Here is a 13,228-nt window from a genome sequence, read left to right as displayed (position 1 = left end):
GGTGGGATCAGCGGGGTGCGTCCAGCGGGGACGGCACCAGGTTCACGTCGTCCAGGTTGACGAACATGACCCGGTGACCGAACTGGATCTGCACGTACTTGTTGTCGCCGCGGACGACCGTCCGGTCGTGCGGGGCGGAACCGTCGAACGTGACGGCCCGGTAGTACTCGCCGGGGAGCACGTCGCCGACGGCGTACCGCTCACCGGCCGAGAGGGTGTACTGCAGGGGCGAGATCGGCTGGTACGGCACGCCGGCCGGGTACGCCGCCTGTTCCGGGTACGCCCGGCCGTACACCGGGATGGTGGTCTTGCCGGCCTTCGGGGTGGCGACCAGGCCGACGGCCCACTTCGCGGTCGGCGCTGAGGCGGGGTTGTGGAACCACGACTTCTGGCCGAGGTACCAGATCGCGGTCCAGTCGCCCCGCACCTCGGCCACGGCGTACGTCTGTCCGGCCGAGACACGGGCGCCGTGGTCGGAGATGTACATGGTGTTCGGGGTGCCGTCGGGCCGCAGCGCGATGTCGTTGACCAGCGGCGCGTCGTGGCTCGGGGCGTTGTGCAGGGGCAGCGCGGACGAGCCGCGCAGCGGGCAGGGCGCCACCGGCGGAACCGGGTTCGGCACGCCCGGAGGCTGCCGGTTGCAGCCGGTGAACTGCGGCTGGTTGGTGGCGAAGTCCGGGTCGATGGTGACCAGGCCCGTGTGGTGCGTGCCGGTCGACTTGAACGGCGCCTTGAGCAGGTCGAAGTAGTGCGACCAGTTCCAGTACGGGCCCGGGTCCCAGTGCATGCCGCGCACGGTCGAGGCGACGGTGCCGGGGATGTTGTCGTGCCCGATGATGTGCTGCCGGTCCAGCGGGATGTTGTACTGCCGCGCCAGGTGGCGGACCAGCTTGGCGGAGGTGCGGTACATCGCCTCGGTGTACCAGGTGCCGTGCCCGGCGAAGCCCTCGTGCTCCAGGCCGATCGACTTGGAGTTCACGTACCAGTTGCCAGCGTGCCAGCCGACGTTCTTGGTCTTGATGTGCTGGGCGATGTGGCCGTCCACCGAGCGCAGGGTGTAGTGCCAGCCCACCCGCTTCGGGTCCTTGACCAGGTTGACGCTCGGCCCGAAGTAGCCCTCGGTGTCGTGGATGATGATGTATTCGATCTTCTGCTGCGCGGGCCGGTCGGCCAGGTCGTGGTTGCCGTAGTCCTCGATCGTGGGGCCGTAGTTCTGGTACGGCGCCGGGATCCACTCGCAGGAGATGTCGCTCGGGCACTCCAGCCCGTCGGGCCGCGCGAGCTTGCGCAGGTGCAGCCGGTCCAGCCAGGAGCGATCCGGCTGGACCGCGACGCCGGTCAGCGTGACCCGCTGCCCGTCGTCGGTCAGCCGGCTGTCGCCCGCGGCGATGGTGGCGTACACCTCGTTGGCGAAGGCCGCCGCAGCGTCGGCGCTGTCCGCGCCGGAGTACCGGGCCACCGCGCCGTACCAGGCCGCCGGGTCGGTGCCGGCGCCGACCGGGGCGCCGATCTCCTTCTGGTACGCGGCCAGCAGCGCCGCGCCGCCCCGGATGTTCGCCGTGACGTCCGTCCGCAGCGCCTCCTCGCTGGCGCCGGTCAGCTCCGCGGCGGCGTCGAGCGTCCGGAGCGCCGCCTCGTCGGGAGGCGGAGCGGCCGGCGGCTCGTGCGCCTCGGCCAGGGACCGGCGGGAGTCGTCGCCGCGCGGGTCCTCGGTGCCCTCGTCGTGGTGGGTGCCACCGGACAGGGCGGCGACGTGCTCGGCGTCGGTCAGGTGCATGGGTCCGTAGCCGCCGCTGGTGCTCGGCGTGCCGGCGTTGGTGTCCCAGCGGGACTGCAGGTAGGAGACCCCGAGCAGGACGCTCTCGGGCACGCCGTACTCGGCCGCCGCGGCGGCGTACTGCTGCTGCCGGTCGGTCGCCGGCGAGGCGGCGGCGGATCCGGCGGCGGTGAGCGGCGTCGCCGCCAGGGCGGCGGCCACGGCCGCGGCCAGCAGGACGCGTCTGCTCCTTGATGTCGCTGACAGGTGCATCAGACCCCCAGTTCGGACGGGCAAAGATGGGGCCACCTTCGCCCCGTCCGCCGCCTCGGGTCAATACCTTTCCGGTGGACACTTCAAAAGGAAGGAAACTTTCGCCGTCCGAGTCGCGGATTCGCCGCCCCGGACGAGTACGGAGTGTCACCGCCCGGAGGGTTGCGGATCGATAACGGTCGTCTCTACTCTGGTCCTTCGTCGGCCGGTGACAACCCGTCCAACCAGGGCGGTGACGGTCCGACACCGCCGAGTCGCTCCCGAGCGAGCCGGGGACCCAGGTTCCCCGGGGTGAATCCGCAGTCCCTGCGGTAGGGCGCCCCTTCCCGCCCGAACCCGTCAGCTAACCCGGTAGGCGGTACGGAAGAAGGAGTACGGAGCCCGGTGGCACACCATGCCCCGCGGCCACCGTCGACCCGGTCGGCCCTCGCCGACCCGGCGACGGCTGCGCCGCGCCCACGCTGGTACCGCTGCACCACCGCCCTCGCCGCCCTGGCCGCGTTCGCCGTCGTCCTGACCGGCGGCGCCACGGCGGCCCACGCCGAACCGACGGTCGCCGAGATCGAGCGGCAGATCGACGAGGACTGGAACAAGCTCGAACCGATCATCGAACGGCACAACGCCACCCGACAGGACCTGGCCGCCAGGCGGAAGCAGGCCGACGCCCTCGCCGCGCAGATCAGGCCGCTGGAGAAGCGGGTCGACCAGGCGATGGAGAAGGTGGGCGCGCTGGCCGCCCGCGCCTACAAGGGCGAGAACGTCTCCGCCGTCAACGCCCTGCTGGGCAGCCGCTCGCCGAGCGAGATGCTCGGGCAGCTCGAACTGCTCGACCGGTTCGCCCAGCACCAGCAGCAGGACGTGCGGCAGGTCGCCGAGCTGCGCGACCGGCTTGCCGGGAAGAAGGCGCCGCTGGACGAGATGGTCGTCCAGCTCAGCCGCACCGAGGCCCAGCTCGCGGCGAAGAAGAAGCAGATCAACGCCGAGATCGACCGGTTGCAGAAGCTGCGGCTGCGGATCTACGGCAACGGCGGCGGCGGGCCGCTGCGCCCCGCCCCCTGCCCGGCCGGCTACCCCGGCGGCGCGGCCGGCACCGCCGTGAAGTTCGCCTGCGCCCAGATCGGCAAGCCCTACGTCTGGGGCGCCGAGGGGCCGAACTCGTACGACTGCTCCGGGCTGATGCTCGCCGCCTGGGCGAAGGCCGGGGTCTCGCTGCCGCACAACGCCGCGCAGCAGCGCCGGGCCACCGCGACCGTCAGCCGGGGCGAGCTGCGCCCGGGTGACCTCGTCTTCTACTACAGCGACCTGCACCACGTCGGCATGTACGTCGGCGGGGGCTGGGTGGTGCACGCCTCCCGTGCCGGGGTGCCGATCAAGATGAAGAAGGTCGACGACGGCCCGATCCACAGTTACGGGCGGCCCGGCTGACGTGCGGGGACGGGCCCCCTTTCCTGGCGCGTGCGGCACGGGAGGGCCCCTCCCGACGGCCGGCGCCCGGGTCAGCGGGTTGGCCAGGTGCGCCAGTGCTGCCAGGAGCGGCTCGGGGTCGGCCCGCGCTGGCCCTGGTAGCGCGAGCCGTAGACGGCCGAGCCGTACGGGTGCTGCGCCGGCGACGAGAGCCGGAAGATGCAGAGCTGGCCGATCTTCATGCCCGGCCAGAGGGTGATCGGCAGGTTGGCCACGTTCGACAGCTCGAGGGTCACGTGGCCGGAGAAGCCCGGGTCGATGAAGCCCGCCGTGGAGTGGGTGAGCAGGCCCAGCCGGCCCAGGCTCGACTTGCCCTCCAGGCGGCCGGCGAGCTGGTCGCCGAGGGAGATGACCTCCAGCGTCGAGGCGAGCACGAACTCGCCCGGATGCAGCACGTACGGCTCGCCCTCCGGCACCTCGACCTTCGACGTGAGGTCGTCCTGCTGCTGCGCGGGGTCGATGTGGGTGTAGAGGTGGTTGTTGAAGACCCGGAAGAGATTGTCCAGGCGTACGTCGATGCTGGACGGTTGCACCAGCGCGGGCTCGAACGGCTCCAGCGCGAGCGTCCCCGCCTCGATCTCGGAGGCCAGGTCGCGGTCGGAGAGCAGCATCCGCACACCTTAGCGAGCGATGAGCGTGACCTGCGTGTCGGAGTGCGTCTTCGTACAGTTGTTCGATAGAATGTCGGCATGGCTTCCTGGTCCGAATTCGCCGCCGACGAGCCCCGCCTCGCCGACGGGATCCGCCTCCTCATGCAGCAGTACGGGCCGGGCTTCGGCTACCTGGCCACCGTCCGCGCCGACGGCGGTCCCAGGGTGCACCCGGTCTCCCCGGTGATCACCGACGAGGGGCTCTTCTGCTTCGTCGTCGACTCGCCCAAGCGGCGCGACCTGGAGCGCGACGGTCGCTACGCGCTGCACTCCTTTCCGCCGGAGGAGAGCGACGACGAGGCCTACGTCGCTGGCCACGCCCGGCCGGTGACCGACCCGGCCCGGGTCGCCCGGCTGGCCCGCAGCCACCGGGCCGCGCCGCAGGTCGACTGGCGGGTCTTCGAGTTCACCGTCGACGTGGCGATGCTGGCCCGCCGCGAGTCCGGCGTCGCGGGCGGTGCCGGCGAGGGGCACGGCCGGCCCGCCGTCCAGGTGTGGCTCGATCCCCACGCGGCCGCCGCCGGCACCGCCGTGGTGCCCGAGACCCGGTCGGGGAGCGTCGGCGGCCACGCCGCCCGCCCGGCCGCCTGAGACGCGGTGTGGCGCCCCGGGCCGTCCCCCTCCGGGGCGCCACACCGCCCGCCCGTCCGCGGGCACGCCCACCCGGCACGCACAGACGCCGGTGCCGGCCCCGTCGAGCGAGGCCGGCACCGATGGGTCGTACGGCGGAACTACGCCGCGCGGTACGCGTTCCAGGCGGTCAGCATGCGGCTGGCCTGCCCGGCGGTGAACTGGTACATGCAGGAGTCGTAGCTGTAGTCCATGAAGTTCGTGATCGGGTCGGTGCCCGGGGCGGTGCAGGTGTCCCGCCCGGTCGGGCACTGGTAGGCCGGCGAGGCCTCGGCCGCCGTGTCGTCGACGCTGTCGCCCGAGCCGGAGCAGCCGCCCTGGAAGGTGTGGTAGAGGTTCAGCCAGTGGCCGACCTCGTGGGTGCCCGTGTCGCCCTGGTTGTAGTTGGTGGCGGTGCCGCCCGGCAGCGACTCGCTCAGCACGACGACGCCGTCCATGCTGTTGAGCTTCCGGGTCGGGAAGGTAGCCCAGCCGAGCAGGCTGTCGCTCAGCTCGCCCAGGTAGATGTTGAGGGTGTTCTTGCCGCCCGTACGCAGCGAGGTCTTCATCGACCGCTCCGCCGAGGAGCCCTGCACGATCGGGTACCAGGACGGGTTCGTCACCCGGTTGATCGTCTGGAGCTGGAAGCTGAACGCGGTGGACGCGCCGCCGGTCGCCCCGCTGAACGACTGGTTCAGCACGCTGATCTGCGAGTTGATCATCGAGTCGGGGATGTTGCCGCCGGCCCGGGTGCTGTCTCGCTGGATCACGTGCACCACTACCGGGACGGTGACGGTGGCCATCGTGGAGGCGCCGGCACCGGTCCGGAACCGCGCCCGCTCGCGCAGCGCGGCGGCCAGGTCGGCCTCGCGCTCGCGGGTCTCCGCGAGGGTCAGCTCGTTCGGCTCGTGCTTGGCCTCGCCGCCCGGCTTGACGCGGGCGTCCGAGTGGACGTCGGCCGGCTCGGCGCAGACCTCGGTCGGAGCGGCGGAGAAGGCCGAAGCGGCGGGTACGACGCCCACGGCGGCGGTGCTGAGCAGCAGCGCGAGGGTCGTCGACGCGACGCCGGCCGTACGCCGGGTCAGCAGGTTGGGACGGAGTCCCATGGGCCCACCTCTTTCTGGCGGCGCGACAGGGGGTATGTCACGCCGTGGCTGAGAACGTTGGGCAGACGTTACAACCGATCGAAGGATTTGAGAACGCCCATATGTTGCCGCGGTGGAACTTTTTCCTGGCGGCGGTGTTTCGTGATCGACGCACGGCGATGGGGGGGCGACTCCGAGTCCGCATCGGGCCGCGCGGTCGGCTCTGCGGGTCGATGTTCGGGTGTGCCGGCGCGGGCCGCCCGGGTGGGGACGAGGTGAGGTGATCATGGGCGGTGATCCGGCCGGCGCGCGCGTCGGAGGGGTACCTGGGTGCACCGGCGTGTCGACTCAGGTACAGTGGTGCCGCCTGCGGGTGTAGTTCAATGGCAGAACATCAGCTTCCCAAGCTGACAGTGCGGGTTCGATTCCCGTCACCCGCTCCAACATGAAGGCCCTGATCAGGACGTGAGTCCCGGTCAGGGTCTTCGATGTTGCAAGGTCAACGATCACGCCGCGTGCCAATAACGTGCCATTAGCGTCGGCCAACCAGGGCGCCAGCCGTACCCTCGTCTGGGTCGTCGCCGTTGCGCTTCCGGGCCTGCTTTCCTCCGCCGGCCGGCTTGGTCTCGCCCTTGGTCTTCGCCGTCTTGTCGATCGCGTCGGCGATGCCCTGGTCGGCCTCCCGGTTGGCGTGCTGGCAGCTCAGCGCGGCACGCGGGCTGTCGTGCCCGATCCGCGCCATAATGTCGCGCAGGCTCGCACCTGGTGCCCGCGACGCGAGGGTGTTGCCGAGGTGCCGCAGGTCGTGGAAGTGCAGCCCGGGAACACCCACGGCGGCGACCGCCCCGGGCCACTTGACCAGCTTGTTGAAGTTGCCGCGCCAGAGGTTCCGGCCGCTCTCGCCGGTGAACACGAACGCCTCGGGTGCCTCGCCGACGTGACTGCCCATGTGCTGTTTCAGCACAGGTAGTGCCGCCTTGGAAGGGCCACGGTCCGCACGCCGGCCCGCGACTTTGGCGGGCCGAGGATCAGGCCGCTACCCCGGTGCTCGACGATGCGGCGTGATGTGCCTGCCCAGGGTCCAGCGATACAGGTGCACGGTCCGGGGCCGCAGGTTCGGCCGTTCGGTAATCCACCGCTCGGCGTAGTCGCGTAGCCGGATCTTGCCGCGCTCAGGATCGATCACTCGCCCCGCATCATCTGAGCCTTGACCAGCGACAGGTACTTCTCGGCCTTGGGCTTACGCGACTTGCCCGTAGCGTGCTATCAGCTCTGGCCCCTGACCGGCGGATCAATCTACCGGTCAGGGGCCGACCTCCGAGGTCTCACGCCGACGGGCAGGAAGAGTTCGGTCAATCCTTGGTGGCACGCTCGGCCGCAGCGCGGTCACTCGCCACGATGAGGTCGAGCAGCTCCTTGCCCAGCCCGGCCGGGACCCGGACGCGACCACCACCGGTCGAGATCGCCTGCGGGCAGGTCGCGTCACCCAGCACCACCGTGACGCCGTTGAGGGCGATTCCGACCGCACCGGGCATTTGCAGGGTGCATTCCTCACCGGCGGGTACGGGGTCGCGCAGCTCGGTGAGTCTTGTCCGGATCTGGGTCAGCGTCTTGGCGTCCATCGCGGTCACCATCGGGCCCGCGTCCTCGGTGACGGCGCTGGTGATGCGGTCGGGCAACGCCAGGCCGCCGGAGGGTGGAGCCAGCGGGCCGGCGGGCCAGGTGACGCGCTTGAGTAGCTGCTCGCGACCCTTCTCGTCGCCCGAGATGAAGACTCCCGTCGCCAAGGACTCCTCATTGAAGGCGCGGTACATCGATATGGGCTCGATTGCCTGCACGACTTGGAGTAATTGCTCGTCCTTGACCACCAGCCGGTCCGGGTTGACGTACAGGGGGAAGGCGTCCCGCACGAGAGCGATCCACGCTTGACCTTCTGACTTGCACTTGGATGGTGCAGCCACGGGTTGGCCAGGAACGCCACCTCTTGGGCGGCCCGGTCCGCGACGCTCGGCGAGGTAGACGGTGTGTGGCTCGGCGTTGCAGGTGTCGAAGGTCGTGACGTTGCTCGTTCGCCAGCCCTCCGGGACGGCAACGGACAGGCCATCCAGGCTCACCGTGGTCTCGGGCGATCCGGCGGCCTCGTGCCGGTCCGGGGGCGCCGTTGCGAAGGACAGGGCCACGACGGCCGCGACCGCGGCGGCGACAGCGCTGGCGCCGGCAGTTCCCCAGGCGTGGCGGCGCTGCACGCTGCGCCGCCCGAGGCTGACCAGCCGGGAGATGGGATCGGTCTCGGCCGGCGTCACGGAGGCGGCTGCGCGTTCGAGTAGTTCGCTGACGTGAGTGGGATTCACGGAGTCTCCTTGGAAGATTCGACGAATAGGCCACTGGCGCGCAACGCCGCCAGGGCACGCGATGTGCGGCTCTTGACCGTTCCCACCGCAACACCGAGGGTCTGCGCCACCTCGGCCTCGGAGGCGTCGGCCCAGAACCGCAACACGAGCACCACCCGCTGGTCAGCGGGCAGCCGGCGCAGACTGGCGAGCACTTGCACGCTGAGATCCGACTGATCCGCGAAGCCACGACGGGACGCATCCGGCAGCTCCTCGGTCGGCACCTCGCCGCGCCAGCGCCGGCGCCTGGCCCGCATCGCGGTACGGACCATTACCTGCCGGACGTACGCCTCCGGTCGCCCGTCCGGCACGCACAACCGATGCCACGACCGATAGGCCGCGATCAGGCCCTCCTGGGCGAGGTCCTCGCCCAGCCGGCCGTCACCGGTCAACAGCGCGCCGAAGCGAACGATCTCTCGGTACCGGCTGGCGACGAAGTCCTCGTAGCCGGCGGGTTCCGCTCTGCGAAGCAAGCCCATACCTAGCTAAGGGTCCTGGACCTGCCCGATGGTTCCCCCTGTCTGGCCGCCGGTGACGACAGCAATCCCCCTCCAAGGCGGGGCAGCCGCACGTCAGGGCCCGGGTACCACCGTGGCACCCGCCATTGAGGCGAGCACTGTGCCCCCTCCTAGGCTGGTCGGGCCATTAGCGGGCCATTACGCCTGGCCGCTCTAGGTCACTCCAGGCCGCGCGAAGGGTTGCCGAGCTGGCAGCAGCGTCGGTTGTCAGCGGATCTTGTACGGTTCCCAAGCTGACAGTGCGGGTTCGATTCCCGTCACCCGCTCCACGCGAAAGGCCCTGGTCAGGACACTAGTCCCGGCCAGGGCCTTCGACGTTGCTCGGGCCACGAGCACCCGGCGGGCCATCCACGGGCCACTAGGGCCTGTGTCGAAGTCGATCACAGCATTTCTTATGGGGTCACGCGCAGGATTGGCTCAGACTATGACCGTTGTGCTGGCTGGATTACCCTGCCGCCGTCACAGACCAGCGGCGGGCCAGTGCCGTTGCTGCAAGGAAGGCAGCGAGGACGATCGCCGCCTCGGCCACGATCGCCAGTGGGGTGAGCGGGAAGTTGAGCGACCAGGCGAATGCGGTCGCAGTGGCGATCGCGGCTGCGATAGCGGGTGGCAGCAGCAGTGTCATTCGCGCCGTAGTGTGTCGGATGTGGGGCGCGTCTCGTAGGGCGATGCGTACGGCGAGGACGGCGCCGGCGACGACAACCGCTGCGACGCCGCCGTAGAAGACACCAGCGGCAAGCCACAACGGCACGTGCACGCTTCGCGGCAGGTCGAATGCCGCCACGAATGCCTGGTGCAGGCTAATGACCACGAGGTAGCCGACGACGAGGGAGAGCATCGCGCCCGCGGTCGCAACGCCGAGTACCTGGCCGTACCGCGGCGGGGTGCGCTCCACGCCGGCTTCCTCGGCAATTCGCAGGGTGAACTCGGTAGGGTCAGCGCCGAGAAGTTCTGCGGGATTGAGCCCGTCGGCGGCGGCTGCCTCAAGCTCGGCGCGGAGGTCGGCCGCGAGAGTCACCCGGTCGCGACGGTGAATGCCGAGAGCGCGCCACTCGCGGTCTGCGGCGGCGAGGATGTTGTCAACGGCCGACGTCGACGTGCTCATGGTCGTCTCCTGGATTCGGTGGACGGACTACTAGGGTTGCGTTCACGACGCTGGCGAACTGAACCCACTGCTCGCGCCAAGCACGCAGCCGATCGTGGCCGGTATCGGTGAGCCGATAAACCTTGCGGGGTGGGCCGTTGGGACTGGGGTGCAGCGCGTTGGCGATGAGCCCCAATCGGTGCAGTCGGGTGATCAACGGGTAGACGGTGCCGTAGCTCACCGTTCCGAATCCGGCGGTGTCGAGTCGGCGGACGAGTTCGTAGCCGTGCGCCGGCTCGCCGGCAAGCAGCGCAAGCAAGCACATGTCCAGGCAGCCGCGCAGTAGCTGGGCCTGCCGCTCGGAAGCGACATCCGACCCACCTGCTGCCGCTATCATGCGCCACATAGTACGGTCGGTACTATGCGTCGTCTAGTAGGTCTTCGTTAGAAGCCGGTCATAGCCACTCGTTGATGGCGGCGAGGTGGATGGTTGCCTCGTACCGGACGGCCAGCTTGTCGAAGCGGGTGGCCACGGCGCGGTTGCGTTTGAGCCGGTTGATGCCGCACTCCACGGCGTGACGTTGCTGGTAGACGTGCGGGTCGAAGGCTGGTGGCCGGCCGCCCTTGGATCCCTTGGCCCGCCGGTGGGCGTCCTGGTCGGCCTTGCTCGGGATCGTCGCGGCGATGCCCCGCTGGCGCAGATACTGCCGGTTCGCTTTCGACGTGTACGCCTTGTCGGCCAAGACCCGGTCCGGTCGGGTTCTCGGGCGGCCGGTGGTGGTGTGCTGCACGTCAGTCAGGTCGAACCGCCTCGTCACCGCTAGGGTGTCCACGAGGTCTCCGGTGGTCTCCGGTTTTTCTTGGTCGTTAAACCATCTACCGGAGACCTCGCCGTATCTCGATCTCCGACACGCGAAGATCCTCAAGCCAGCTCAAGCCCTGGCAATGACTTCGATACAGGCCCTAGGCACGCTTCTTGCCCGCCTTCTTGCCCTTGGCCTTCGGCTTGTCCGACGGGCCGGCCGCCGCCTTCCTGGCCTTCTTCCGCTCGGCCTTCACCGCGTCGCTCACCGCCTGGGCGATGGCCCGATCCGCCTCCGAGGTGGCGTGCTGGTAGATCATGGCCGCCTGTGGTGAGTCATGGCCCATCCGCGCCATCAGTTCCCGGGTGCTCGCCCGGTTCGCGCCGCGATCGTGTTGCCGGTGTGCCGCAGATCGTGGAAGTGAAGACCCGGCACGCCGAGCTTGCCGATCGCCGTCGACGAGCCGATGACCTTGTTGAGGTTGCCACGACTGCCCGACGAGGAGATCCGCCTTGAATGCGTCAATGCTGCTTGCAGCCAGTGGCAGGAATGGTCAGTCCAGCACCCATCTCCTGACGCCAGCGCCGACTTCAACCATATTCACGACGATGAAGGCTGCAGTACCGGCTGCGCAGATAAGCAGGGCGGTCCGCATCCATGGAGGAAGGGCTGCCCACCGCGCGGCGAGCAGGACCAGCCCGCATAGGGCAAACAGACCTGCAATGAACGGGCCGAGCAGCACATCGAGAATCGGTAGCAAGTTAGTGGTGTACTTCATTGGAAAGAGGTCCTTGGGGTCGTGCGACCCGTCCCACCTCTCCTCACGGTTAAGCCCATGAATGAAGTACGGGATGAAGGCGAGTAAGAAGTAGCTGCCGACAACCAGCGCCTGCCCGAATATCAGCAGTTTGGCGGCACGATGGCCTGGCGGAGTTCGGCGGGGTGTCGCCGAGGTGCTCACGTTGGTCGTCATCGCCGCAGGGTAGGCGGTCTTGTTCGCCGCCACAAGCAGTCATCTCGACGCCTCGCGCGCCCTACGGTGCAAGCTGACGCTTCGGACCGCCCTACCCGGGGCGGTCCGCATTCAGTCCGCAAGAGATCGACGGGCAGCGCGAAAGCGTTGTGAGATGTCGAGAAGCGTTTCCGCTGCTAGACCCCCGTATGGCCAGGTCGGCGGCGCGGGCATTTTGATCTCGTAATGCGTAGGTCGCTGATGCAGAGCATGCCCAAGGTATGTCGTGACGATCGCGGGAGTGGCTGGCCGACATCGAGGGCGGGGCGATCGCTGCCGCGCCGCTACGCGGCTCGCCACCGGGTAGCGCCTGACCGACGTGCCATTAGCGTGCCATTGGCGTAGGCCAGCCAGGAGCACACCAGGCCACTGAGGACCGAGCCGACCAGGCCGCCAGCCCAGCAGCCAGCCCCACATCGGCAATTCCCAAGCTGACAGCGCGGGTTCGATTCCCGTCACCCGCTCCACGATCGAGGCCCCGGCCAGGACGCGAGTCCAGCCGGGGCCTTCGACGTTCCAAGGTCAACGGCTACCAGCCTCCCAAGGCCATCCGTTCGGTAGGGCGCTCCACCTGGTTTCCGTCGCCGGAAGGCTGGACGGCCTGCGACTGCCCGACGCGAAGACCCGCTAGCTCTCACCGTCAGCGTCCTCGATACTGACGACGCGGAGATCCGCCAGTCACCCAGCGCTGACAGAGCCCGCTAGAGCGACGAGGGCGGCAATTCCGAACGGCTCCTACGCGCCACCGTGCCTGTGTCAGTGGGGTCGGTCCCAGCGGCCGTTGCGTTTACCGCTACTGCGGCGATGAGTAGCGCCCCGGCCGTGACACACAGCAGCCGTACCGTAGTCGCCCATGGCAGCTCGTTGGCTGGCAGAAGCGGGGTCAGGGCGTACCCGATGATCGCGGCTGCTCCCGCGACGGACCAGAACAACCTCGGGCGGGTGGGGACCGGCGGTGGGTTGCCGTGCCAGGCGCGAAGGAGCCCGCGGCGGCCGACCGCGACGGCGACGGCGAGCGTGACCAGCGCGCCGACCAGACTGCTGGGAATGTCGGACACGGTCCACCAGGCGACGTCGCTGACCTGGTCCCAGTCGATGCCGAAGACGATGCGCAGCCACGCCTGGGTGTGGGTCAGATGGTCCCAGGCGATGTGACTGGCCGCGCCGAGCAGCGCCGAACCGGCGGTGACCTGCCAGGGGTGGCGCACCTTTGCGAGCACCCCGTAGTCGCGCAGCGCGAGCGGGCCGAGGTGGGGCAGGTGGGCGGCGAGGGTCGCGACGGTGGCGCGGACGAGCCACGCGCCGAGCAGCGCCACCGGCAGACACCACCACACCAGCGCGGTGAGGGTGTGGCTCTGCCACTCCGGTCCGATCCCGACGAAGGCGTACCTGATGTCGGGCGCGACCGCCCCGGTGGTCAGCGCGACACCGTCGAACCATCGGGGTCGCCAAAGCTTGAGCGGGAGTACCACCCCCGGGTGCGACGGAAAGGTGAGCGGCATCGGCGCATCTTCCCATCTGAGGGTCGATAGTGGCGTCGAGTCCCAGGCGGGCCTTTCGACGTCCCTCGCGGTAGGGGCCGCT

At 69.5% G+C, this 13,228-nt stretch carries 13 protein-coding genes, 1 tRNA gene, 1 pseudogene and 1 riboswitch; of the genes and pseudogenes, 3 read left to right on the top strand and 12 right to left on the bottom strand.

The annotated features are described in order from the left end of the window. Window positions 1–7: 7 nt before the first annotated feature. Entirely contained in the window at window positions 8–2,029 is a 2,022-nt protein-coding gene (locus AB0G13_RS00220; RefSeq protein ID WP_357866614.1) for a peptidoglycan recognition family protein, read from the bottom strand. A gap of 237 nt (window positions 2,030–2,266) precedes the next feature. Continuing rightward, window positions 2,267–2,401: riboswitch (cyclic di-AMP (ydaO/yuaA leader) on the top strand. A 12-nt stretch (window positions 2,402–2,413) separates the two neighbouring features. Between AB0G13_RS00220 and AB0G13_RS00215 the strand changes: the two genes are divergently transcribed. Continuing rightward, window positions 2,414–3,454, top strand: a complete 1,041-nt coding sequence (locus AB0G13_RS00215) for an NlpC/P60 family protein (protein ID WP_357866612.1) — start codon at window positions 2,414–2,416, stop codon at window positions 3,452–3,454. A 71-nt stretch (window positions 3,455–3,525) separates the two neighbouring features. On the opposite strand, the gene dcd is transcribed toward AB0G13_RS00215, so the two are convergent. Beyond that, window positions 3,526–4,104 (bottom strand): dCTP deaminase, encoded by a 579-nt coding sequence (dcd, locus tag AB0G13_RS00210; RefSeq protein ID WP_357866609.1) that lies wholly within the window; start codon window positions 4,102–4,104, stop codon window positions 3,526–3,528. 78 nt (window positions 4,105–4,182) lie between these two features. On the opposite strand from dcd, the gene AB0G13_RS00205 reads away from it, so the two are divergent. Beyond that, window positions 4,183–4,734 carry a pyridoxamine 5'-phosphate oxidase family protein gene (locus tag AB0G13_RS00205; protein WP_357866607.1) on the top strand — a complete coding sequence of 184 codons (552 nt, stop codon included), beginning with the start codon at window positions 4,183–4,185 and terminating at the stop codon, window positions 4,732–4,734. A 140-nt stretch (window positions 4,735–4,874) separates the two neighbouring features. On the opposite strand, the gene AB0G13_RS00200 is transcribed toward AB0G13_RS00205, so the two are convergent. Further along, window positions 4,875–5,858 carry a zinc metalloprotease gene (locus tag AB0G13_RS00200; RefSeq protein WP_357866604.1) on the bottom strand — a complete coding sequence of 328 codons (984 nt, stop codon included), beginning with the start codon at window positions 5,856–5,858 and terminating at the stop codon, window positions 4,875–4,877. Window positions 5,859–6,206: 348 nt separating this feature from the next. On the opposite strand from AB0G13_RS00200, the gene AB0G13_RS00195 reads away from it, so the two are divergent. Further along, window positions 6,207–6,280: transfer RNA gene (locus AB0G13_RS00195), tRNA-Gly, on the top strand. 89 nt (window positions 6,281–6,369) lie between these two features. Here AB0G13_RS00195 and AB0G13_RS00190 read toward each other — a convergent pair. The 9 genes and pseudogenes from AB0G13_RS00190 to AB0G13_RS00150 form a co-directional block, all read right to left on the bottom strand. Continuing rightward, complete coding sequence (locus AB0G13_RS00190; protein WP_357866602.1) at window positions 6,370–6,801, bottom strand: site-specific integrase; 432 nt, start codon at window positions 6,799–6,801, stop codon at window positions 6,370–6,372. Window positions 6,802–7,189: 388 nt separating this feature from the next. Further along, window positions 7,190–8,188 carry a hypothetical protein gene (locus tag AB0G13_RS00185; protein WP_357866599.1) on the bottom strand — a complete coding sequence of 333 codons (999 nt, stop codon included), beginning with the start codon at window positions 8,186–8,188 and terminating at the stop codon, window positions 7,190–7,192. Continuing rightward, window positions 8,185–8,700 carry a SigE family RNA polymerase sigma factor gene (locus AB0G13_RS00180; protein ID WP_357866597.1) on the bottom strand — a complete coding sequence of 172 codons (516 nt, stop codon included), beginning with the start codon at window positions 8,698–8,700 and terminating at the stop codon, window positions 8,185–8,187. Before AB0G13_RS00180 ends, AB0G13_RS00185 begins: the two co-directional genes overlap by 4 nt. Before the next feature lie 490 nt (window positions 8,701–9,190). After that, complete coding sequence (locus AB0G13_RS00175; RefSeq protein ID WP_357866593.1) at window positions 9,191–9,850, bottom strand: hypothetical protein; 660 nt, start codon at window positions 9,848–9,850, stop codon at window positions 9,191–9,193. Further along, window positions 9,825–10,226, bottom strand: a complete 402-nt coding sequence (locus AB0G13_RS00170; RefSeq protein ID WP_357866591.1) for a PadR family transcriptional regulator — start codon at window positions 10,224–10,226, stop codon at window positions 9,825–9,827. Before AB0G13_RS00170 ends, AB0G13_RS00175 begins: the two co-directional genes overlap by 26 nt. A gap of 58 nt (window positions 10,227–10,284) precedes the next feature. Then, a pseudogene (locus tag AB0G13_RS00165) lies at window positions 10,285–10,602 on the bottom strand (transposase); the annotation flags it as partial. Window positions 10,603–10,792: 190 nt separating this feature from the next. Continuing rightward, window positions 10,793–10,951 carry a hypothetical protein gene (locus tag AB0G13_RS00160; RefSeq protein ID WP_357866588.1) on the bottom strand — a complete coding sequence of 53 codons (159 nt, stop codon included), beginning with the start codon at window positions 10,949–10,951 and terminating at the stop codon, window positions 10,793–10,795. A gap of 234 nt (window positions 10,952–11,185) precedes the next feature. Further along, window positions 11,186–11,605, bottom strand: a complete 420-nt coding sequence (locus AB0G13_RS00155) for a hypothetical protein (RefSeq protein ID WP_357866585.1) — start codon at window positions 11,603–11,605, stop codon at window positions 11,186–11,188. A 740-nt stretch (window positions 11,606–12,345) separates the two neighbouring features. Further along, a complete protein-coding gene (locus AB0G13_RS00150; protein WP_357866582.1) occupies window positions 12,346–13,146 on the bottom strand; it encodes a DUF4184 family protein in 801 nt (266 codons plus the stop codon). Window positions 13,147–13,228 lie beyond the last annotated feature (82 nt).

Source organism: Micromonospora sp. NPDC023633, from assembly GCF_040640035.1.
Classification (GTDB): Bacteria; Actinomycetota; Actinomycetes; order Mycobacteriales; family Micromonosporaceae; genus Micromonospora.
The sequence above is the reverse complement of the archived record's forward strand: the minus strand, read 5'-3'. Positions and strand labels throughout refer to the sequence as shown.

Coding starts and splice junctions, on each gene's coding strand:
- AB0G13_RS00150 (WP_357866582.1), bottom strand. CDS start 13,146: ATGCCGCTCACCTTTCCGTCGCACCCGGGGGTGGTACTCCCGCTCAAG.
- dcd (WP_357866609.1), bottom strand. CDS start 4,104: ATGCTGCTCTCCGACCGCGACCTGGCCTCCGAGATCGAGGCGGGGACG.
- AB0G13_RS00200 (WP_357866604.1), bottom strand. CDS start 5,858: ATGGGACTCCGTCCCAACCTGCTGACCCGGCGTACGGCCGGCGTCGCG.
- AB0G13_RS00205 (WP_357866607.1), top strand. CDS start 4,183: ATGGCTTCCTGGTCCGAATTCGCCGCCGACGAGCCCCGCCTCGCCGAC.
- AB0G13_RS00170 (WP_357866591.1), bottom strand. CDS start 10,226: ATGATAGCGGCAGCAGGTGGGTCGGATGTCGCTTCCGAGCGGCAGGCC.
- AB0G13_RS00220 (WP_357866614.1), bottom strand. CDS start 2,029: ATGCACCTGTCAGCGACATCAAGGAGCAGACGCGTCCTGCTGGCCGCG.
- AB0G13_RS00155 (WP_357866585.1), bottom strand. CDS start 11,605: ATGACGACCAACGTGAGCACCTCGGCGACACCCCGCCGAACTCCGCCA.
- AB0G13_RS00160 (WP_357866588.1), bottom strand. CDS start 10,951: ATGATCTACCAGCACGCCACCTCGGAGGCGGATCGGGCCATCGCCCAG.
- AB0G13_RS00175 (WP_357866593.1), bottom strand. CDS start 9,850: ATGAGCACGTCGACGTCGGCCGTTGACAACATCCTCGCCGCCGCAGAC.